General features: G+C 25.4%; 13 protein-coding genes. 4 read left to right on the plus strand and 9 right to left on the minus strand.

Going from position 1 to position 22,893, the window contains the following annotated elements; genetic code table 11:
- Positions 1-26 precede the first annotated feature (26 nt).
- From dptH to ARA19_RS05955, 5 genes are all read right to left on the minus strand, one after another.
- A complete protein-coding gene (dptH, locus tag ARA19_RS05935) occupies positions 27-5,225 on the minus strand; it encodes a DNA phosphorothioation-dependent restriction protein DptH (RefSeq protein ID WP_055070051.1) in 5,199 nt (1,732 codons plus the stop codon).
- Positions 5,206-6,591, minus strand: coding sequence for a DNA phosphorothioation-dependent restriction protein DptG (gene dptG, locus ARA19_RS05940; RefSeq protein WP_055070052.1), 1,386 nt, complete (start codon positions 6,589-6,591; stop codon positions 5,206-5,208). The genes dptH and dptG overlap by 20 nt, the downstream gene beginning before the upstream one ends.
- On the minus strand, positions 6,581-9,514 hold the full coding sequence (gene dptF / locus ARA19_RS05945; RefSeq protein WP_242862401.1) for a DNA phosphorothioation-dependent restriction protein DptF: 2,934 nt from the start codon (positions 9,512-9,514) through the stop codon (positions 6,581-6,583). Before dptF ends, dptG begins: the two co-directional genes overlap by 11 nt.
- A gap of 705 nt (positions 9,515-10,219) precedes the next feature.
- The gene (locus ARA19_RS05950; protein WP_055070053.1) at positions 10,220-10,981 is read right to left on the minus strand and encodes a hypothetical protein; all 762 of its coding nucleotides are present in this window, start codon (positions 10,979-10,981) and stop codon (positions 10,220-10,222) included.
- A 283-nt stretch (positions 10,982-11,264) separates the two neighbouring features.
- Positions 11,265-12,137 (minus strand): hypothetical protein, encoded by an 873-nt coding sequence (locus ARA19_RS05955; protein WP_055070054.1) that lies wholly within the window; start codon positions 12,135-12,137, stop codon positions 11,265-11,267.
- Positions 12,138-12,530: 393 nt separating this feature from the next.
- Here ARA19_RS05955 and ARA19_RS05960 point away from each other — a divergent pair, with 393 nt between their 5' ends.
- Positions 12,531-13,097: a hypothetical protein gene (locus ARA19_RS05960; protein WP_055070055.1), complete on the plus strand. Its 567-nt coding sequence runs from the start codon at positions 12,531-12,533 to the stop codon at positions 13,095-13,097.
- Between the two features lie 475 nt (positions 13,098-13,572).
- Here ARA19_RS05960 and ARA19_RS05965 read toward each other — a convergent pair whose 3' ends face one another.
- Both ARA19_RS05965 and ARA19_RS05970 read right to left on the minus strand, forming a co-directional pair.
- Positions 13,573-13,911, minus strand: a complete 339-nt coding sequence (locus ARA19_RS05965; RefSeq protein ID WP_055070056.1) for a hypothetical protein — start codon at positions 13,909-13,911, stop codon at positions 13,573-13,575.
- 161 nt (positions 13,912-14,072) lie between these two features.
- Positions 14,073-16,622: an SH3 domain-containing protein gene (locus tag ARA19_RS05970; RefSeq protein WP_055070057.1), complete on the minus strand. Its 2,550-nt coding sequence runs from the start codon at positions 16,620-16,622 to the stop codon at positions 14,073-14,075.
- A gap of 1,170 nt (positions 16,623-17,792) precedes the next feature.
- On the opposite strand from ARA19_RS05970, the gene ARA19_RS05975 reads away from it, so the two are divergent.
- Positions 17,793-19,964 (plus strand): SH3 domain-containing protein, encoded by a 2,172-nt coding sequence (locus ARA19_RS05975; RefSeq protein ID WP_055070058.1) that lies wholly within the window; start codon positions 17,793-17,795, stop codon positions 19,962-19,964.
- Positions 19,965-20,051: 87 nt separating this feature from the next.
- On the opposite strand, the gene ARA19_RS18100 is transcribed toward ARA19_RS05975, so the two are convergent.
- Positions 20,052-20,420 (minus strand): dihydrofolate reductase family protein, encoded by a 369-nt coding sequence (locus tag ARA19_RS18100; RefSeq protein WP_341382007.1) that lies wholly within the window; start codon positions 20,418-20,420, stop codon positions 20,052-20,054.
- Positions 20,401-20,613: a dihydrofolate reductase family protein gene (locus ARA19_RS18105; protein ID WP_278321672.1), complete on the minus strand. Its 213-nt coding sequence runs from the start codon at positions 20,611-20,613 to the stop codon at positions 20,401-20,403. The genes ARA19_RS18100 and ARA19_RS18105 overlap by 20 nt, the downstream gene beginning before the upstream one ends.
- Before the next feature lie 429 nt (positions 20,614-21,042).
- Here ARA19_RS18105 and ARA19_RS05985 point away from each other — a divergent pair, with 429 nt between their 5' ends.
- Positions 21,043-21,753, plus strand: a complete 711-nt coding sequence (locus tag ARA19_RS05985; protein ID WP_055070059.1) for a Crp/Fnr family transcriptional regulator — start codon at positions 21,043-21,045, stop codon at positions 21,751-21,753.
- Between the two features lie 199 nt (positions 21,754-21,952).
- Positions 21,953-22,699 (plus strand): FAD-binding oxidoreductase, encoded by a 747-nt coding sequence (locus ARA19_RS05990; RefSeq protein ID WP_055070060.1) that lies wholly within the window; start codon positions 21,953-21,955, stop codon positions 22,697-22,699.
- Positions 22,700-22,893 lie beyond the last annotated feature (194 nt).

Here is a 22,893-nt window from a genome sequence, read left to right on the forward strand (position 1 = left end):
CCGTCAATAATAGTAGCTTTTTTAATTTATTTTTTCATTAATTCCCAAAAAGCTTTATCTTTAATATAAATAGGGCTATTCGAATCCCCCATTTTTACTAAACTATAATGTTTAGTTAATGATTTTATCTTATTACAAAGCAATTCTTCATCATGTTTATTTTGAGTATTAAATATATATTTTACATCTTTATTATTTATCTCTGTAACACTATGAACTATCCAAGTTAATATATAGTTTGAATAATCATTATCCCCAGTTGAAAAGTGGCTTAAAAGTTGTGTTGAAAGTATAGTTCCTACACCAAACTCTCTCCCCTCTTTTAATATTTTCTTTATAGATGTAAAATCTTCACTTAAGAAGTTATCAGCTTCATCAACAAGTATTATTTTATTTATCTGTCTAAGATTTCCTTCTATTTTGCTATGTCCCATCGCTTGCATTTGAGAATAGAATAAATCTAAGGTTATAGCTACCACTAAATTTTGAATACTTGGATCATATCCTGATAAATCAATTACTGTTACACCATTTATTAATTCAAATAATGGTTTTGTTTCTAAAGGATCTATTTCAAAAATTTCAAATTCAGCTAAATTCTTTAATGCTGCATATAAACTATCTTCTTTAAATCCTTCACTCTCAATATATAAATTATAAACTTCATTTAAAGTAGGTACTGGATTTTCCCAAGTTGATGGATTTCCCTTTGATATCCCTCTTCTTTCATAAGCCTCCATTATTATATCTTTTAAGGTCATATTTTGTTTTGCCCCTAATCTAAAGGCTTTAGTTATAGTTTCAGCAAGAGAACTAGCTGTATGAAGTGGTAACATTGGTTTAAATGCCTTAGGTTTTATTATTGAAAGAGGATTAAACGGTAATCTATATAATGGATAAACTTTAGCATTTGTGGCCTTTATAAAGTCTTCCTTGTTTTGATTATAGTCACCCTTGTAATCAAATATTAATATTCCTAAATCTTTACCTTCCACATTATATTTTCTTTCTCTATATAACTGAGTTATTAATGATTTTGTGAACTGAGTCTTACCAGTACCCATTTGTCCTATTATACCTGTATTTGTATGAAATACTTTATCAGTGTCAGTTGGATACCAGTATAAATTTTCTCCATTACTTTGATTTTGTCCAAATAATATTCTCATTTCTCGTTGTTCCTTAACAGAATTTTCTGCTAAGATAGACTCATTTATTTCTATCTTATATTGACTAATATCACTTTTTTCTTTCTTTTCTTCGTTTATTTTATTATCTTCTGTTAGTTCTTTACTCTCATTACCATTTTCATTATTATTTGTATTATTGTTTACATTAATGTACGCACTATCACTTGTATTTATATTTTCATTGCTGTAAGTATATTTATTTGTATCCTTATTAGAACCTATTATACTTTTTATTTCCTCTATACTTTTAGTAATATAGTTTATACCATCTTCTTCACTATATTCTATTACCTTTATATTATCCTGAATATGTGATTCATTGAAGCAAACATTACCAGCTTTAAATGATATTACAGCACCTCTTCCAATTTTATTATCTAAATCTAATGATATTTCGTATTCCTCATTAAGAAGTCTCTTCCTAACTTTAGAATCGATTATTCTATCCCAAACTTTAGAATTTCCTACACCATAAAGTTTAAGCTTTTCTGCACTTGTTATAGTTAGTTGCATTAGGAAATTTCTATATATTTTTTTATTATAATTTATATTCTCATTTCCTATTCCTAATGTTTTTATAAGGAGGTCTTTTGTTGTATTAGCTTGTTCCACACCTTTTTTTATATATGAATTATCATTCATTCCTATTTTTACTTCAATAGGATAATAATGAACTTTTATCTTCTCATTATTCTCTTCTATTCCTATTAATAATATATCATCACTAGTAGAAAAGTTATGTTCAAACCCAAGGTTTTTAGCAGAGAAAAATCCTTCATTTTTCTTAAGACCAGCTCCCCCTGAAACTCTTAATACTTCTTCTAATGAAATAGGAACCCATATTATATTTTCCATTTCAAAATATGCTAATGCTAATTTGATTGCTGATAAAATACTTATCTTTTCCTTTGGAAAATGTGATTTTCTAGATATTAATCTTAACAACCAATCTCCATTTATAGCATTAAACATATTAATAATTTTGCTAGTAGACTCTTTGGTATTATTAACCCCATGTTTTATTAAAAATTCTTCTATAAGCTTTTGATATGGGATTGATTTTCTTGTTACCGTTATTGCATCATATCCTCCAGCCGTAGTATATTGATCACTATAATGTATTATCAATAAATCATTAGCATTAGGGTCATTCTTAAAGAAATTCAAATCAACTTTAGGATTTATAAAAGTAACCCAGTTACCAGAATTGTATATTTTTTCTAAATTTTCTTTACTACTATTAGATACTGAAACCATTTTACAATTTTCTGAATTAAATGGTGCTCCTGTCAAGGATACATTTATCGCATTTAATCTTGTTACAATATTCACTAGCTTACTATTTTCATCTATATATTTAGTTCCAAATCCTGTTCTATAATTATCGCCTAAAAAAATTGATGGTATTCCTGAAATTAATCCATTTAACACTACCCCTGTTTCTATATCATTCATGTTGGAAATTATAGGTTTTACATGGTCATCCATTTCTAAAAAAGTTAAATGAGCATATTCTATATCTTTATTTCCATCAAATTTTTTTGAATAGAATTGTACTTTTTCCCTAAATAAATTCATTATATCTTCTTCTGTTGTAGTATTATCAACTTTAAACTTAAGATTATATAACTCTTTTAATTCTTCTATATTTTCATTAAATGCAACTTCTTCAAAGGCATTAACTATATTTTTATTTGAATATATATATATTTCCATTGGATTTATATTAAGTTTATCTTCTTTACTTCTCTTTAATTGTTTTACATAATAGTTAAACACACCTTGTAAAATTTCTTTACTATCACCAGTATTTATTAAATTTATTTTTATTGGAACATTATTTCCCATGCTAAATAAATACTTGAAATGGCTTATAAATTCTTCTATTTTTTCTTGAACCAACTTCGAAACAAAATCCCTTGATCCTTTATATCTTGGTAAATTTTCATCAACATAATATGTCCATTCAGGAGAATGACTTTGCTCTATTGGAATATAAATATTATCATTTTCATCACTTATATATGGTAATAAATAAGTTGAAGATAGTTTTTTAAGAGTATTATCCTCTAATTCCTCATTTCCTATTTTTTCATTAATAAGAAGTTGGTAAGCTATATTTACTGGATGTAATGGTGTAAAAAGTAATTCTTTATCCTCAAACTCTCTTTTTATTGTTCCTACTTTAAATAAATCTTTTTTAGAACTATTTAAATAGTCACCATCTTTTATAGAATGCAATTCATCAATAAAAGCATCTAAATAATTAATTAATAAAACCTTTAACTCCTCATTAATAGTAGATAAACTTGGTAATTGAGATTTTTTATTCATAAAGTCTATTATATCTTTATAAGTTTCTTTTATTCTATCACTTACATCTAAATTAATTTCTACTAATTCATCACTATATTGCTTAAATGAAAGTCCCCCTACTTCAATAATAAGTTTTTCTAATTCTAAATTTTTCTTGAAATCATCCCTTGTACAATGTTCTTCGGTTCCAAATTTCAATTTATTATCTCCACAGTATTCAAATGATTTACTTTTCTCTCTTTTTAATTTCCATACCCTAAAACCATCTATTGTTCTAATCTTTTCTGGAGTCCCTTGAATAACAAAATTAATTTCTTCAGTCCCAAAATTCAACGTAAAACTTGCAACTCCAGTTTCATTATAATCAAATTCTTCACTTATATTTATAATATTTTTTTTATCATTTAAAATATCTACTTCTTGATTATTAACTTTTATTTCTATTATATTTTCTTCATTTATACTTTCTCCAATATAAAATTTATCTTCATTAGTATTAAGTAATAAATGTTTCTGTCTAGGTTTTATAGAATATATTGTTTTTATATCATTAAACTTCTTAGGTTCTATAGACACTACTAATATTCTAAAGTCAAATTTAACTCCATCTTCATTGGTGTAAACTACTTGAGAAAACTTATCTTTTGAATTACCTTTAAGTAAAATCGTCAATTTTTTACCTGAAGTTGTCACCTCAACATTTTTAACTGTTTTTAAATAATCTTTTTTTAAATAATCATCAAAATAGCCTTCTATTTTTATTTCTTCCTTATTTTCATAATTGAAAACTATTATGTTTCTTATTCTTTCTTTAACTTTAGTGATTCCTTCCGCTCTATCCCACGCCTCTACATTACAAGTCATCTCATTATATCTGATTGGTTCTTTACTATTTTTATTATCTACAGATTTTTTTACAACACTATATTTTACTTCTTTCCAATTTTCGCTTTTTAACTGATCAATACCTTTTTCATCAAAATATTTCTCTAATTGAGTATCTAAATTACCATAGCTATGTGCTTCATTTACTATTTCAAAGCATCTTGAATTTTCTTTTAGCCTCTTTTTTAATTGTGCTCCTGTTAAATCATTTAATTCATCATCAAAAAAAAGTCCAAAACTTTTATACTTCTCCCTCTCTATACATGGTTCACTTATAACATTTAGCAGTTCTTTGTATTCGAATATTGAACTTGTCCCAGAAAAAACCTCTTTCTTCTTTTTATCCAATTCTGTAGATATAATTGCTTTATCAATTTTATTCAAATTTGAACTTCCGATTTTTTTATTTAAATCCTTTATAATAGAATCTACATGGAATGGCATTCCTTCTTTATTAAAACTTTCAGCCCCATTAATTATACTATCTAAGGTTGTGTCATGAATAAATAAAATTGCTTTATCTTCATACCCGCTTTTTCCAACTAAATTTCTAAGAGTTGTTAGAAAATCTGGTTGAATATTATCAATAGTTGCAGATACTATTACTTTTACACTATTAAAATTTAAAGTATAACTTTCATACTTTATTTCTCCATTACTATCTCTATAATAAAATGCTTCAGCATTTTCACTATTTTTTAAACTTTCATATAATGACTTAACTTGCTCCTCTTCTTCAAATTGAATATCAAACCTTGACGCTACAGCTGGGTTATTTTCACTAAAAAACTTTATAACTTTTTCTGATAAATAATCATAGAATTGTTTTAACATACATTGCATCCCCACTATCTGATTTTTTTTCTATTATGTTTAATCTCTCATATAATTGAAGAACTTTAGCTTTACTATCTCTGTCAAAGTATATTCCTCTTTTTTCAAATTCTTCAAATAATAGCTTTAACTTAATCTTATCATTATCTTTCATAGATATCTTTGTTAATAAAATAATATCGTCATCACTTAAACTAAGTACATAACCTAATGTTCCTCTTCTTTTAGCCATTTTTTCCTGAGTGAATTTAACAATCCAATTACTATAAGAATTATAGGCTCTCGATCTCTTGGAACCTTTTACATTAAACTGATAATCAACTGCATTGAATAGTTCATAAATCTTATCATATGCATAATCACCACTTGAATTTTTACTTATTTTCATATCGCTCCATGGAGTATCAACACTCCATCTCTCTTTATATGCATTTATTATTTTTGTCATATTCTCTGAAAAATTATCTCTATTTAAATCATTTATTTCTTCAAATAAAGTTAAATAATTAACATTCAAATTTTTATTAGTTAATGTATTTAAAAATTCTAATATAATTGCATGTGAAAATATATTTAACATATTTTCCTTTAAAAATCTAAATCCATATTCATAAGCTTTTCTACTCTTACTAACAGATTTTTCTGTATTTAATGTAAAATATATTTTTTCAATCCTATTGTAATCAGCTTTTTCAAAATTATTTAATTTTAAACTTAATTGAGAAATATAAAAGAAATAGTATATTTCTAAAACTCTCTGAAGACTTTCTTTATACAGTTCCTTATGACTTAGTAAAAACCTCATATCTTCACTAAATCTTTCTTTTATTATTGGTATATTATTCATATAATCTTCAACAATACTATTTTTTTCTTTTAACTGAGGAAGCGATTCTAATATCAGCTTGTACATTATGTTATTTACTTCTTCTGAATAAATCTCCTTAGAAAATTCCTTTAATTTTTCATCAAATAATACACTATAAATAAAGTTAGCTATTTTTTCTTCTGAACTATCTGATTTTATATAATTTAATGTTCTTATATCAAAATTTATAAGTTCATCATTGCTTATAAACATACTTTTTATAATTGATTTTAATGCTTTAGCATCTTTTTCATTAGTAGTTGCTTTTTCTTGAATTTCTTTTATTAATATTTCTATATCAAATTCTGTATCTTTTATTTTAGATTTATTTGAAATTAATCTTGAAAAAGCACCTGTTACACCTTTAAAATCTAATACTATTTTTTTATCATTTGCTGCAAAAGGTACTAGCTTACAATTATGACCTTGTGAATGATTTCCTTTTATAGTTTTCTTTATTCCTTCTAAATTTAATTCATAATTTAAATTACTTTCCATCAGAATTTACCTCCATAAATGAAAAACCACCAAAATCTTCATCATATTCTAATATATATTTTTTATTTTCTTCTCTATTTTTCTCTGTAAAGAACATTTTTTCCTTTTGAGATCCTAAAGTGATTATATTTTCTAAAGTTTCTACAAATTTTATATAATGAGCCTTATCAAGCTTATTGGCTCTATATCCCGCTAAAACTTTTTGTAGGGTTTCATATAGATCAAAATCAATTTCAAATACGTAAGATTTATCACTATTTTCAACTTTATACATTAATTTTAAATTATCTAAAAACTTTTCTAACTTAACACTATTATTTACAGTTAGATTTGATAAATCTGGTCTTATATTTATTTCTTCACTAATTTTATAATTTAGTTGATTCTTTCCTACAAAAATATTAATTTCATTTTGATCTGATTCACCATTCCATTTCATAATAGCTGTTTTAATTCTTACATATAAATCTTTTAATTTACTTTTATCACACTTATTCCAATTATATAAATCCTGTATGAATTTAGAATATATCTTATCTTCTAGATTAAATAAATCACTAGTTGCTGAAAGTGCAAAACTTCTTATAAATAACGCTAATAGCCTATCTCTTAATTCATCATTTTTAGTTCCAGCTAAATCTTTATTTTCTATTTTCATTAGATATTTATCTGGATATCTAATATTATTGTTAAAAAATTCAAATACTCTATCAGATGTATTAAACTCTATAACAAAATCATCTAACTCATTATTTCTGATATTCAAAGGATCTAATTTTTTAATAGCTTCAAAAACAAATGATAATTCAGATCTATCAAATAAAATATTAGGTAATAATGCCTCAATATACTCATTTTCATTTAACTTTGCTATTTTATTTTTAAAAATAAATTCATCATCTTTATTACTGTTTTTTCCCACTATTATATCAAAAATAAAATTCAATAATGCCCTTGTTGTAATTAAAAGCTTATTTTTAATAATTGCTTCTATTATCAAAGCAACAATATTTTCTCTAACTTCATCAAAGTTCAAATACTCATAATTTAATTTTATAGGACAACAATCTTTATTTTTACAGCTTAAACAATTTTCACAATAAGATTTATAGAAAACATTATCTTTATTGTCGCTAGTTACCTTCTTAATTAAATTTGATATATATTCTGATTTAGTTTTTTCATTTTCTAGTTCATACATATGATAATCACCAAAATTAACAAATTGGAATGAACTACTATCATCATAAGGATATTCAATAATTGTTGACTCTAGTATTTTTTTATCAGTAACAAATTCTCTTAATCTAGTAAAATTTTCACCATATTTTGAATCAATAAAATTATTTAATGTTCCTAAATTTATAGCTAAGATAAGTTTTTCCTTATTTTTGCTTATATTTTCATCATTAAAATCTGATAATACATCATTTAAAGTATCCATAGCTGTTTTTTTAGGGTCTAAACTTTCAGTAGCATCATTCCATAACTTAAATTCTCTCATAATTTGAGGATATTTATTTTTAAAATATGAAATTATGTGAGATTTACCATCTCCAGCACTTCCACAAACTAATATTAATTTTTGAAAATCAGACTTTGCACAATTTTTTATTAAATGTTCTAATTCTATATGCATGGTTCTCTCCACATGCATATATTGCTTAAATTTACTGAAACTTTCTAATCCTTCTACAGCTTCTTTTGAAGATTCTTTTAATCTATTTAATTCTTTCACTAAACATCCTGAAGATTCTTTAACTTCATTTATTATATCTTTTGTATCATCTATTATATCCAAAGCTATCTCCTGTTCTGTTTCTTCACTAATATTCTCTTTTATTATCTTATCGCTCCAAATTTCTAATAAATCATCATTAAATATTGATATAAATTTTTCTATTATTAGTTTTATACCTTCTTTATTATTTTCCATTGTTTCTTTTGTATCATCTAATTTTTCTTTAATATCAAGAACATTAAATTTAAACCTAAAAACCAATCCTTCATATCTCTCTTCACTTATGTCTAGGTTCATTTCTTCTCTTAAACGTCTTATTAAGCTATCTATTAAATCCTCATTTATATTATTTAAATCTTTAATATTTACATCTATATTACATTTTGTATTTATAGGTCTACTAATATTTACTTCCAATGATATGCCTTTTAGTGCATCAAGATTTTCAAATTTATTTTTTAAATAAATATTTTTTATATTTATCTCTTCTCCATTAAAACTTATATCCCACTTTTTTTCTTGCAATATATTTTTTAATTCACATGTCATGAATTCTAAATAACATGAATCATTATTAATTATGTTCTCTTTCTCTTTTATCTCTTCATTATTTAATACTTTTGTAGTATCTTTTTCTTCTGAATAAACTTCCAATGTTTTATCTAAATTAAGTTCTTTGCCCTTTGAATCGTTATTAAGTAACAATCCCTTTAATTCATTAAACATTTTTTTTATCATTCCAGAATTCTCATTTTCTTGATTTTGCATACTAGGTGTTTTATATGGTTCACCCTTAAAGTCTGCTTTTATATAATTTTGTATATACCAAGTAATTATTTTATATAAATTTCTATGAATTTTTAAAGCTGATTCCAACTCACCTTCTACCGTATCATGAACAACTTTATTTCCAGTTTTTCTTACTATGTTGAAATACTCACTTACTTCTCTAGTAATAACATTATTTACAAATAATTGATTAATTCTATCAACTTGTTTAAAATTTATTAAATCATCAAGCCCTTCATCACTAGCTATTCTTTTACTTAATAATTCCCCTAAAAGTCTCCCCTTAAATATAGCCGCTGTTGAATCATTATATATTGATTTATCTATTTCAAATGCTAATTTTTCTAAGTTATCATTATCATCATATATATTCTCAAACAATTTAGAAAGCACACTCCACACTCCTTTTTATATAGATCTCTTAAGATTATACCATTTTCACCCTATATTTATAGGAATTTATAACTTATTTCCAAAATTCTTAACAAATATATCAAAAAATGACGAAAAGATAATAAATGCTAATAATATTTACCACTTTATGCCCTTATAAAAGAAGAAATTTAAGATATCTATAATAATCTATTAATAACTAAAAAAAAAATACATCCTCAATTGATATGAAGATGCATTTTTAAATTTCAATTTTAAATAATATTACAAAAGTTTAAAACTCTCAATAATATAAATTTTATATTTCCTTATGTTTATTTACATTACCATTTAAATAGCATAATTATCAGTGCAAATATTAAAAGTCCAACTCTTACCACTTCTATATTAAATTTACCTAACTCACTTAGAAGCTCCTTTGAATACTTTAATCTCATAAATTCTCCTTTCTTTCATGTAATACTACTATTTTATTATATTTATAGTACAAAACTTCTTCATATGATATTTTCTATATAAGTATTTATTTCCCTTTATTTTTTAATATACAAAATATAAAAGGTATTCTCCATTTAAAACATAAGAATACCTTTATTGTTATTACCTTTATTTCTCCTCTACTTACACATTACAATTTTTTTCGAAATTCCACCATAAACTAAAGTTTTCTTTCTTCCAACTTTAAATCTATAACTATCACCTTCATTAACTACCACTATTTTTTTCTATTTTTTTATTAAAGTCTACTATGCTAACTATATAGTAAGGAGGTGCTTTTTTGGTTATTACTTCAATTTTATCAATACATACACCCTCAAATTTATAGTAATTCTTAAATTTCTTATCTATATCATAAGCAATTGATGACTTTAAAGTTATAGCTATTCCCAATATAGCAATTATTATGTAAAATGGTATTAATGGCATGAAATCTATTAATATTAAAATAATAAATGCTCCATATACAAGGCCTTCAAACTTTCCCTGTTCTTCAAAATTTTCTAATACTCTTTCATTATATTTCTCACCTATTTTTAAGTTATATCTCCAAAATATATTGATTGAATTTATATCATAATTCTTATTAGTTCCCATTAATAAATTTAAATTCTTTCTTTCTAACCCATTGTCCTTTTCTAGCATATTTGCAACTATAGAAAATCCCAACAAAAAAATTATTAAATAATATTCACTTAAAATGCTCCTTGGTACTAATAATAAAAATATTATAATCCCTCCAAGTGACATTATATGGAGGAGATTTCTAAAATTAAATAAGTCAAAACCATTTAAAAGTCCATTGATTATATATGTAATACCAGTAATAATAATACATAGATTTAAAAATACTAATCCCTCAATACTAGTAAAATTATATTTAACTAATGAAATTATAAACAGGTCTACAATAGCTAATATAATAAATCTTTGTTTTATTAACCTTAACTGTAACTTTCCTCCCTCCATAACTTCCTCCCAAATAATCATCTATAAAATTCAAACCTCTCTGATTAATATAGTTTTATTAATATTATTATATAGTTAATATTACCTTATATCTATTATTAACATATGTACATTTCTTTAAATTATTTAAAATACAATTTCCTCTTTATAATAAAAAAACTACATAAATACTCTATCTTTAAATAGAATCTTTATGTAGTCTTAACTTTTTCCTATATACTTTAAAATGAGCTTAAGAAGATAGTCCTCTCTTTAGTCTTTTCCTAATTACTATTCATTAAAATTAATAAACCATAACTACTTTTTTTGATATAGCTCCATAGACTAAAGTTACTTCTCCCTCTTCACTAAACCTAAAAATATCATCTTCCTTAACATTTATTACTCTTTCAATTTTATTTTCAAAATTAACTATACTAACTTTATATATATATTTTGGTGGACCATGTCTCCTAATATTCTTTTCTATCATTCCAGTACAAATCCCATTAAGTTCCACATGAATATTCAAGTGTTTATCTATACAATAAAGACCTTTTGTTGCAATAAAAACATAGATTATCATAATTGCCATAATAAACTTAAAAGAAAGCTCTTGCCCATTAATTTTTAATTCAGGTAAAATTAATAATAAAAATATTGCTCTAGTAGTTACTTTAGAATCTAAAGCTTCATAAAATCTAATTTTCTCTATATTCCCTTTATACTTTGGCTCAAATTTGGTATTAAACCTCCAAAATATATTTATTTCATCTTCATCAAAGTCATTCTCATATCCTCTTTCCCACCATCTATTATTAACTTTTTTCTTACCCCTTTCTAAAATAGTAGTTATAAACAAAGCAATCATTACACCATATAACATAGGAAAAGTATTCATTAAATCCCTTAAAATTATTGAAAATAACATTATTAAAGTTCCCATAAAGGCTCCAGACTTTAGTGTTTCAACAGTGAAGAAATTAAAATTACTAAAATCAATTTCTAACAACATAGCTATAAATTCAAAAATACACAATAATGATAAAAAGAACAACATCCTAAATCCATCGTATTTTAAGCCAACTACCCCAAAAGCAATTACTAAAATAACATTAACTAGCAAAAGTAAAAAAAGTTTTTGTTTAACATAACGTAGATGAAATTTTCCCCTCATTTTAATTTTCTCCTTATATAAATTAAGATTTAATTCAGCTGGAGTTTTAGCTTTATCTGAATTTTAGTAAATCTTATCTAGGTGTCTATGTCTGTTTATCTCTAGCTTATAAAAGCTTGGGGTATTACAGACACTATCATTTAGATAAATACATTATTAATTAACATATTAAATAAATATATTTACTTCTTTATATATCATTATATACCATTTATTGTTTATTATATATATTTATGGTTTATATTTACAATAAATTTACCCTTATTAATCATTAATTGATTATTCATTTATTAAGTTTCACTTTATTCACAAGTGATTAAAGATATATTAACAAAAAAATAGTATGATTATTATAATTAACATAAGAAAATTTATAATTTACGGGGTAAAAATATGAAAAGAAATAAACTTTTATTATTATTATTTTCAATAGTGGGATTTATAGTTCTTCTTGTTGGATTTACTGCTTATAATCCCAAAAAGGAAAGTTCAAAAATTAGTTCTCAAGTAATTAATTCTGATAATAAATCAATAACTAATAATACTAGTGATATTGATGGTATATATCAATATGTAAATAGTAATTCTAAAGATACTTATAATGTTGATTTAAAGGAATTATCTAACGGTGATATATCTGTTCATTATACTGTTCAAGCACCTCATGAAGATGAAGAAGATAATGGAACACATCATGACCACGATCATGGTTTAGATACTATTGATTATGCTAGTGGTATTTTAAGTAAAAATTCTGATGATAAATGGACAGGTATCCTTACTAATCTTATGTCCAATAGTGAATGGGATGTTGAAACTTCACTTTCAGGAAATAATTTAAACCTTAAATTTATTTCATCAAGTGAATTTAAAATTTCTGGTGAAGAAAAGGTAATTATCTCTAAAAATCCTAATTATAAATTTAATTTAGTATTAAACAAGCTAACAACAACCAAATAAATTTCTATGTACATAAGAGGTCTCTTAAAGCGGACAATTATCTAGAAATATAAAAAATGGTACTGTATCAAAGCAGCACCTTAATTCATATTACTTTTATAAACGTAGACTTAATTCAGGTGGAGTTTTAACTCCATCTGAATGCTTAGTCACATTTCTAGATAAATGTATTTTTCATCTGCCGAGATAGCTATATAGGTACAAAATGCTGTGACCATTAAACTAGTACTAGAAGCTCTTTATTTTTGAACAATAGTTTCGTGAAAAAATTTTCATTGTTTGAACAAAGTGAGTTTGAAAATTTCAGAAACTGTTGTAGAAAAAATATTAGAGCTTCTTTACGTAGGTGAGTGGTCACAAATGGTGAACCTATATAGCTAGATAAAAAGCAAAGAGGATGTATCTATAATTTTATATATCCTCTTTAATTCTTTTGCTTAAAAGGAAATTTAATATCCCTACTTCATCTTTTCCCTTAAAAATTTCCTATATAAAGTTCGCCTTTCCAAGCTATATACTTGCTAAATATATCATCTCTAACTAAAACTAGTTTTTCACCTCTGTCATTATAAAAATTATATGTTTCTCCATCCCTTTCTCTCAATTGAAAGCCATTACTACTTAAATAATCCTCAACAGCCTTATCTCCATTTTCTATTTTTGTCATATAATAATAATTGCTTACATATATATTTTTTTCTCTTCCTTCTATATTTATAATTCCCTTTATAGCATTAAAGGTTAACCCCTTAAAATATAACCCTCCACAAAAGAATCCAATAATTATAGATAAAGCTATAGCTCTTTTAAACATACTTACCCCCAAAAACCATTTTACATATATTGTAAACTATTATATGAAATAATCATAGTATTTTTTAATTTAACCTATAACTTTAATTAATAATTAAATAAATAAGGAGTGCCTCCTCCTAGGAATAAAATTCCTTTTAAGAGACACTCCCTTATTATTTTTTACATTTCAGCTAAATAACTAGCTGAAACATATCCTACTGTTCCATTGTATGATATTTTATACCATCCATTTGCTTTCTCTAAAATAACAACCTTAGTGTTATTATTTAAAGTTCCAACAATACTAGATGAAGTACTTGGGCTTCTTCTAATATTAAGTTTTGTACTTATATTTACTACTTTTCCATACTTTTCAGTTGAACCTATATTGTTATTATTTCCACCATCATTATTTACTCTAATATAATTTGCTGAAACATATCCTACAGTTCCATTATGTGAAATCTTATACCAATTTCCTTCTTTTCCTATTATATTAACAGTTGCATTAGCTCCTAAACTTCCAACTATTCCAAAGTTTGTACCTGCTCCACTTCTTATGTTAAGCTTTGTGCTTACATCAACAACCTTACCTGTTTGAGTAACAGTAGGGTTTTGTGGTGTTTCTGGAGTACTTGGTGTGTTTGGCACCTCAGGAGTAGCATTTCCATTTACTCTAATATAATCTGCTGAAACATATCCTACAGTTCCATTATGTGAAATCTTATACCAATTTCCTTCTTTTCCTATTATATTAACAGTTGCATTAGCTCCTAGACTTCCAACTATTCCAAAGTTTGTACCTGCTCCACTTCTTATGTTAAGCTTTGTGCTTACATCAACAACCTTACCTGTTTGAGTAACAGTAGGATTTTGTGGTGTGTTTGGAGTACTTGGTTTTTCTGGTGTGCTTGGCACCTCAGGAGTAGCATTTCCATTTACTCTTACATAATCCCCATGAACATAGCCTGTTCCAAAAGGTGAGCCTTGAATTTTATACCAACTACCTTCTTTTCCTACTATATTAATAGTAGCTCCATTCCTTAAAGTTCCTACAATTTTTGAATTTGTACTTGCTCCTGCTCTAACATTTAAACTTGTACTAATATTAATTATAGTACCAGTTTGTTGTGTAGGTTGTGTTGGTGTTTCTGGCTTACTTTCATTATTACTTCCACCATTGTTCACATCACCAGTTATTTGTATATAATTCTTATGTGCGTATCCATAACCAAAAGATGGGCTATAAACTTTATACCAATCTCCCTCTGTGCCAACTACCTTAACTTCAGTTCCCTTACTTAAACTTGCTATAATAGGTGCACTAGTACTTGGTGACTTTCTTATATTTAATGATGTTGAAAGATTTGCAACCTTACCTATTTGGTATTTAGTTGGTGCTTCTACATTACTTCCACCACCATTATTATTATCATTGTTATTTGTATTATTACTTAATATTTTTACATAGTCTTTATGAACAAATCCATATCCAGCACTTGATTTAACTTGATACCAATCTCCTACTTTACCAAGGATTTTTATTTTAGTACCATTACTGTAGCTTCCTATAATATTAGCATTAGTTGATGTAGTTATTCTTATGTTAAGAGAGTTAGTATTGTAAACTTGTCCCTCTGCATTCATAATTTCGAATCCATCACCATTTTTAATTATAGATTTTACTGAATTGTATAATTTATTTGCATATCCATTATTTTGGATTGATGCTGAACTACTTGGCATTGGTAACTCAAGTAAAGTTGCTAAAGCTCCTTTTGAGTGAGCATAACTTATTAAGTAACCGTTTGCTGCTTTACTCATTAATTTATTAGAAATACCAAAATTACTGTCAAAAGCCTTTCCAAGTGATGGGTCTCCAATAGTTTCATTTAACCATCCATGAACATCAACTAAAGACATATGTGATGAACTTTCACTAAATTGACTAACTAAATTAGCTAATGCTCTAGCTTCTGGAGCTGCTAATGGTTCTGGTCCTGTATAATTTCTTGAATTATACTGTGGTGTAAAGAAGGTTGGGAATGATCTATTTAAATCTATTTTCTTTGATACCTGATTTCTTCCTGGTCCATTGTTAGTCCAACCATCTAATACTCCATCTGGATTTGCTGATGGTACTATTACTACAGACCAACCATTTAATCCATTAGCTGCATTATCCTTAGCTATTCTTTCAGTAAGGTTCTTAGCTAGCTTGGTAAGTTCTTCTCCATCTTTACTCCAAGCATCTTCATAGCCATGAATACCAAAGTTCATAAATAAAACTTTCTTTCCAGTACCTATTTTATAATAATATAGTGGTCTTCCATTTCCACTTGTTCCATATGTATGCTTTTCAGCCCCTGGAATATTAAAATTATAGTAATTCTCTGATACCTTTGTAGCAGCGAATCCTTTTGCTTTAACTACTTCTTTTTGCTCAACATCATGCCCATCTTCATGATCACCAGTAAAACTAGGTTGACTATTAAAAGAACTTGTATCTATAGAACTACTTGTATCAGTTTTTACTTCTTCTTTATTTACTGTAGTTGTACCATTATCATCATTATCTTTATTATTTGTGCTATTATCCTTATCCAAATTATTATCTACTGTCTTAGAAACACTTTGTGCATAAGCTTTTTGTGGTGCCTCTATCCCCGCAAAAGTTCCTGTACCTATGGCCGTTGCTACTAGTAATGTTAATATTTTACCTCTGTTCATTAAAAAAATTCCCCCTTGCTTGTCGTCGATTCTTCTTTACCAAAGTAACATTTAAAATTCTATTGGACAAACAAGAAAATTTTATTATTTCTCAATTTTAAATATATAAATCAATTAAAGTTTATTAAAATCTTATATTTTTTTATAAATTATTTTGTATAAAACTCTTAAATTTATCACTTATCCAGTTTAGGTAAATATTTGTAAACTTACTATTAATATGTGTTCATAATTCCTCTCATACTAGTTATAAAGTAGGAGTTCAATAGAAATAATATCTCTATTTGGAATACATTAACTCAATATACTATAAGGTAAATTTTCTCATTGTATTATATACACTTGAAATAAATGGTTTTCTCACAATTTACCACTTTATTTTCTAACACCATCCATGGTAAAATTATCTCCGGTAATAAATTTTAGTGCGATACATAACAATATAAATTTCCTTTTTCGTATTTAATTAAAGAGGCTAGCTATATATTTAAATTTAGTAGTAGTGTAGTAAGTTTTAAATTTAGTATTAAGAGTATCCTAATTATTGATCGTGTGTTTTTGTAAAGTATTTTACTTATTACTTAAAGTGGTATTTCCCAACAACTAAAAGTTTTCAATCACTTTTAGTAATTTCCAACCCAAAATGTTATACCCTTTTAATAATTTAATACTTGCAATTTTATTTGATACTCAATATATAAACATAGCTGATAATTTATGTTGAGAATGACAATTGCTTTTTATTACCTTTAAGAGAGGTTGATGCCTCTCTTTTTCAATAAAATTTTTTATTGTAATTATTATAAAACTCTTTTATCCTTATATTTCTTATCTTATTTCCTATGATTTTATAAAATTATTCATTATTAATATTGAAAGTTTTTTATATTCATTCCTAATATTTTTTAAGCTAATTTAAGTATAAATATATAATTTTTCCTAATATTATATTATTCTTCATACTCTAATAATGTTTTATTTATTGTTAATATTTTCATTTCTTAAAGTATTTTTATTCATATTTTCTTCATATTTTCATCAATATTTCACAATTTTATAGTTCTTTTTAAAATAACTACTAATTTTAGGACTTTGTATTTATTATTTTATTGTTATAGTATGGAATTGGGTAAAGTATTTAATTCTACATATAAAAAAGGAGAGTTTGTTATGAAAGGTAAATTACTAGCAGGTGCATTAGCTGGAGCAACTATAGCAACGGGTTCAATTGTCCCTGTTTTAAACAATATAAATTCCACCACTATGAAAAATTCAAGTAATGAAGTCCTTCTATCTAAACCAGTTTCAACTATTTCTGGACAAGAAGCTGTTGTTATTAATGGAAATAATAACTTAGTTCTTTTTAATAATTCAGATGGTCAATCTGTTAACTCTTATCTTTCTACAGGAGAAATGTTAACTATATTAGGGCATGAAGGTAACTATTATAAAGTTGAAGTCCATGAAACCGGAGCTGTTGGGTATATTTTTTCAAATAACTTACAAGTAATTGAAAGTGGCTTAAATATTGAATTTCATCAAAATATTACTGATGGTTCAATTATAAATGTTTCTACTAGAGTTCATCTAAGAGCTCAACCAGATTTACAGGCTGGAATCTTAAAAAATTTAAAAGAAAATACCTCTGTTGAAATTTTGGGTAATCAAGGACAATGGATTAAAGTAAATGTTAATGGTACTATTGGCTACATATATGAAACTTATGTTTCTTTAAATCAAGATAATAATACCTTAAATACTGTTTCTTCTACTAGTACTAGCTCTTCTAGTATTTCTACAGGAAGCAATATAAATACTAATACAAACATAAATAATGATACAAACGTACACAATAACATAAACAAAAATGTAAACACTGATACAATTAGTTCTTCAAATAATATTTCAAGTAGTAGTTCCACTGGTTCTAGTACTAAAAATGATGTACCTCATAATAGTCACAATATTATTAACAATAACAATGATAATATTAAACTTCCTGAAGTTTCTAAAGTTATTCCTATAAATGCTTCTGCCTATATTAAAGCTGCACCTAATGTACAGTTTTATAATGGTGCAAATTTAGAAACTAATCCTAAGACTATTACTTATGAAAATAAACAGCTTGATAATGTTACTGTTCTTAATAAACAAAATAATTATTATGAAGTTAAATTATCTAACGGAACAGTGGGACTTGTAAATCAAGACTATATTGTCTTTTCAGGAAATAGTGCTAAATCAGATTATTTAAATAAATTAAACAATTTATCAATAAAAACATATAATCTTTTCGCTACTCCAACAGCACAACAAAGTCAAACAAATATGAATATATATTCTGGTCAATGTGCTGAAATGTGGGAACATCAACTTAAAGATATGTATGAACACTTATTAAATGTTTTACCTCAAAATAAGGCTGAACAGTTAAAAGAAAGTCAAAATCAATTTAATATGAAAGTTAATAATACAATAAATGAAGTTTCAAAAGCTTATGAAGGAGGGTCTATACTTCCTCTTATGGATAATATTTATTATGAACAATTAACACAACAAAGATGTTTCGAACTTGTTAATGAATATCCAGAGTTATATAGTTCTAATAATGAATCATTAAATACAAATACTTCTCACAATACAGTAAACAATGAAAATAATAAAGTACATAGCGCTACTAATACTAACACTAATACTAATACTAACACTAATACCGAAAAAGAAACTAGTACATCTTCAACAAATAATACTAGTAAAAATACTGTAACTAATAAAACTATTTCTACTAGAACTAAAACAAGTGAAAATAAAAATATAAATACTAAAAATAACAATGAAATTAACAATTCAACTAGTAAGGGTAATGTGGTTAATGTAAAAACTGGAGAAGGCTATTCTTACATAAGTAAAAATGCAGTTAATCATCAAGAATCAGCAAATAATCTTGATAACCTAATATATACTTATATAAATGATACTTTCGCACCTTGTAGGAATTATGTATCTTATAATAAAATAAGTAATATTGTAAATCATGGAACAGAAGCTCAAAAGGAAGCTTTAATTAAGGAATATGGATCAACTTGCTTAGTTATAAATTTAAATAGTACTAGCAATACAGTAACTCCTGAAGTTTATTATAATGGGCAATACTACTTTAAATTTACTTGCACAAATTTATATTCATTAATAAATAATCCTAGTAACACCTATAATGGAATAATTGATGCAAATGGTAATGCCCCTTCAATGAATACTTATAAAGAAGCTGTATCAAATCATGAAGTATTCTCCTTAGGGTCACAAAATCCAACTTGGGTATCATCAGGAATAAACTGTTAATAATAAAAAAGAAAAAAAGAGCTATCAAATTGGAATCTAGTTCCATTATTAAGATAGCTCCTTTTTATTCTAATAAAGAATTTTAATTTATCCTACTATTACTTTATCTTTTAAATAATGTAGCACAACTGCTCCATTATAAACTGAACTTCCATTAAATTTAAGTTTTATTTCTGGATTATTTTCATTAAATAATTTTATTCCGAATCCTAAAATTGTTGGCATTATTGATATTATGTATTCATCTACAATATTTTCCTTAATAAGAGCATCTATTAATATAGCTCCACCAACTATCCAAATATCTTTTCCTTCTTTTTCTTTTAACTGTTTTATAAAATTAACTACATCCTCTTTTATGAACTCTACGTTCTTATTAGGTTCTAAATCATCTGTAGTTACTACATAAGTCTCTTTTCCTTCATATGGCCATTGTTCAGGACTTAAATCTTGAATCTTGAATTATTTGCTCATAAGTATTTCTTCCTATTATTATTGTATCTATTGATTCATAAAAGTCATTATATCCAAAATCTGAATCTGGTTCACTTCCATCTCCCTCAAGCCAATCAATGTCTCCATTACCTCTTGCTATATATCCATCTAAACTTTGTGCTATGTATAATACAACTTTTCTTTCATTTTCCATGACTTATTCTCCTTTGTTTTTTTATTTATCTAAACTAATTAATATAGATTCCTTACTTCCATAAAATTAAATCTCAGCTTATTTCTATTATACATTATATTTATAAAATTTTCGTGATAAAATTCTTTCAGAAACTTAACAAATTAAGTAGATAATAGAAATATACCCTCTTATAACTAAATCAAAATTTACCTATTTCAATTGTCTAGAACCAAAACTTTATATGAATTAAATCTTAGTTTATAAAATCATCAAAAAACTATAAAAAAGAATTATACTTACCTGCAAAGATTATTTATTATACTCTTATGAGAAAAATCACAGAGTTTCAGCACCTTCATATGGTAGTATGAAATAAAATCATATGATACTATTATTTAATGTAAATATAATTACATAAGATAAATAATGGTGAGGAGGAAATTTAATATGGAGAAAACGTGTAGTTGTGGCTCATGTAAAGAACCTTGTGCTAAAAATATAGCTATTTTTTCAGGATTATCTCATGAAGAATTATTAAAAATAGTTAATATGACTGATCATAAAAGTTTTAGGGAAAATGATGTTTTATGTAGAGAAGGAGAAAAATCAAATAAACTTTTTCTAATTAGAGATGGGAGAATAAAGATATGTAAAATAACCAAAGAAGGAAAAGAACAAATAGTTTATATCCTATCTAAAGGAGACTTTTTTGGAGAAAACAATCTTTTTACTAGTAATAATGTTAGTAACTTTTCAGCTTATGCAATAACAGATGCAAAATTATGTATTTTAAAAAAGGAGAATTTAGAAAAAATACTTCTACAAAATCCAGAAATATCATTAAAAATAATACAAGAAATGGCTGATAGAATAAATTCTGCTGAAAATTTAGCACAAACTCTAGCAACTAAAGATGTTGAAGCAAGGTTAGCCACGGTGTTAATAGAATTTATGAATAAATATAGTCAAAAAAAAGATGGGGAAATATATATAGATTTACCTCTTAATAGAGAACAAATAGCAAGTTATTGTGGTATAACAAGAGAAACTGTAAGCAGAAGACTTTCTAAGTTCAATAAAATGGGGATAATAGAGTTAAAAGGAAATAAAGGACTTATTATTAAGGATAAAGAAGCTTTATTAGATTTAGCAGAGTAAAAAAATTAGTTTTTAGTAAATACAATTTTTTAAATGTGACACCAATCATATTTCAAAATAATTATTCTAAATATAATTATCTTATAATAAACAAGCAAATATTTAAGTAATTCATATTAATAATATATAAATATAAATTATTAACTTAATTACTTATTTAGTAATTTATAAACACAGAATAAAATTATGAGGTGATACCATGGAAAATATTTGGAATGGATTTAGACAATTGGAAATATTTAAAATAGATGAAGAAGCAAAAGATATAAAATCTTTTTATCTAAGAGCTACTGACAATAAGCCATTAAAAGAATATAAATGTGGTCAATTTTTACCACTTAAAATAGAAACTGATGATGAAATTGTAAAAAAGGAAATGAGAAGATATAGTTTATCAGGTAATCCAAAAAAAGATTATTATAGATTAACAATAAAAAAAGTTCCTAATGGAAAAGTAAGTGGATATTTTCATGAATCCATTAAGGTTGGTGATATAATATTAGCAATGCCTCCCTTTGGGAAATTTACTCTAACAGAAGATAGTGATAAACCTTTAGTTTTACTATCAGGTGGCATAGGAATAACTCCTATTTTATCAATGCTATATGGAGCTAAGGAACAAAATAGAGAAGTATATTTTGTTGAAGCTGTATTAAATTCAGAGAATCTAGCTTTAAATTCAGATGTTCAAGAAATCAAAAAAATAAAAGATTTTAAAGAATTAAAGCTATTTAGTAACCCATTAGAAAGTGATATAAAAGGTAAAGATTACGATGCAGAAGGCTTTATAACAAAAGAATGGATAAAAAATAACTTACCTTTAAATGGAGAATTTTTCTTTTGTGGACCAACTTTATTTATGAAAAGTATAAATAATAGTTTAAAAGATTTAGGAGTTAAAGAAGAAAATATTAATTTTGAGTTCTTTGGAAAAGAAGAGTTTTAATAATTATTTTTTAGATTTTAATTATTTTAAAAATTTAAAAATTATATAAAGCAGGACTAGCTTTGATTGGAATAAAACCCTATTAAAGCTAGTCCTTTTGCACTTAAATAATATATCTTCTTTTGAAACTTTCTATATTATTTTTATATGTAAAAATACTTATATTATAGGATACCCCTTTATTCAGGTTAGTT

The organism is Clostridium massiliamazoniense (assembly GCF_001403635.1).
Taxonomy (GTDB): Bacteria; Bacillota; Clostridia; order Clostridiales; family Clostridiaceae; genus Sarcina; species Sarcina massiliamazoniense.